Origin of the sequence: Micromonospora tarensis, assembly GCF_016803395.1 — a bacterium.
Taxonomy (GTDB): domain Bacteria; phylum Actinomycetota; class Actinomycetes; order Mycobacteriales; family Micromonosporaceae; genus Micromonospora; species Micromonospora tarensis.
In genome coordinates, this window is record NZ_JAEVHL010000521.1 from 1 (window position 1) to 1,190 (window position 1,190).

General features: G+C 72.7%; 1 protein-coding gene. It reads right to left on the reverse strand.

Annotated features, from left to right (window positions below; genetic code table 11):
* Window positions 1-110: 110 nt before the first annotated feature.
* Entirely contained in the window at window positions 111-1,058 is a 948-nt protein-coding gene (locus JM949_RS36085) for a DUF4402 domain-containing protein (RefSeq protein ID WP_203152488.1), read from the reverse strand.
* Between the last annotated feature and the right edge of the window lie 132 nt (window positions 1,059-1,190).

The following is a 1,190-nucleotide window of genomic DNA, read 5'->3' on the forward strand; positions in this document are numbered from 1 at the left end:
ACGCCCCACGCTCGTTGATCATGAAGTTATCGCCAGGACGCGCCGCGGAGAGTGGCAATAACTTCATGATCGACGGCGTGAGAGGGGGTGGGAAGGCCCGGGGAGAGGGGTTAGGGGGTGGTTAGGGTGAATTCGGCGGTGCGGACGGTTTTGTCTACCTGGAAGTCGAGGTAGAGGCGGTAGCGGCCTGGGCCGGGGATAGTCAGCCAGAACCTGATCTGACCGTCGACCAGTTCCGGCTCCGGGTGTACGTGCAGGTAGCCAAGGTCGCCCTCGCGCAACGCCACCAGGTGCCCGTACGCCCCGAGGTAACGCTCCGGCGGGGCAGCCCCGCCGGGACCGTCGACCCGGAAGGTCAACGGCACGCTCGTCCCGGCCTGCGGGGTGCCCTGGTAACCGACGGTGAACCGGTCCACCGTCGTCGAGGTGGCCGGCGCCGGCAGTGCTCGGGGCTGGTAGTCACCGGGTACGACCAGGTCCGTGCCGAGGGTAACCGCGGTCTGCGCGCCGTTGTCCGCGACGACGGTGAAGTCGGCGTACCCGCGCCAGACGCCGGGCTGCGCGAGGGTCAACGGCACCGACCAGGTACCGTCCGCCGCCATGGTCGGGTGCAGGTGCTGGTAACCGGTCAGGTCCCGCCGGACGACGATCAGGTGCATCGGCTTGTCGTGCACGATCGCGAACCGGGTGACCGGGCGGCGCTGCACGTCACGCACCTGGAAGCGGAGCTGACCGGGGCGACCGGCCGCGAACTCGTTGGCCAGGGGGGCCAGGGTGAACCCGGCCGAGCTGACCGCCAGACCGCCCGGCTCGCTGGCCGCGCCCGGATCGGCGCTGGTGGCGGAGCCGTGGCTGTGCGGCCCGACACCCGGCGGGTCGGTGTGCTCGGCAGCCAGTGACGGGCTGCCGGCCGCCGCGCCTGTGGTGTTCATCCGGCCCAGCCCGAAGCCCAGCAGCACCGCGAGCACCAACCCACCGACAACCAGCGCCAGCCGGACGGTGCTCCGGTCCGGCCCGGCGGGAACCTGGTCAGGCCCGGCGGGAACCTGGTCAGGCACCGCCGACGCCCAGCGCGGGGCCGGCGTGGTCGCCGGCGGTCGGGTCCGTGCCGGCGGACGCGCGGCGGACGGGCGGCTGGTCGGTCATGCCGCCCACGGTACCGCCGCGTCGGGCGGCTCCCGGCCGACGTC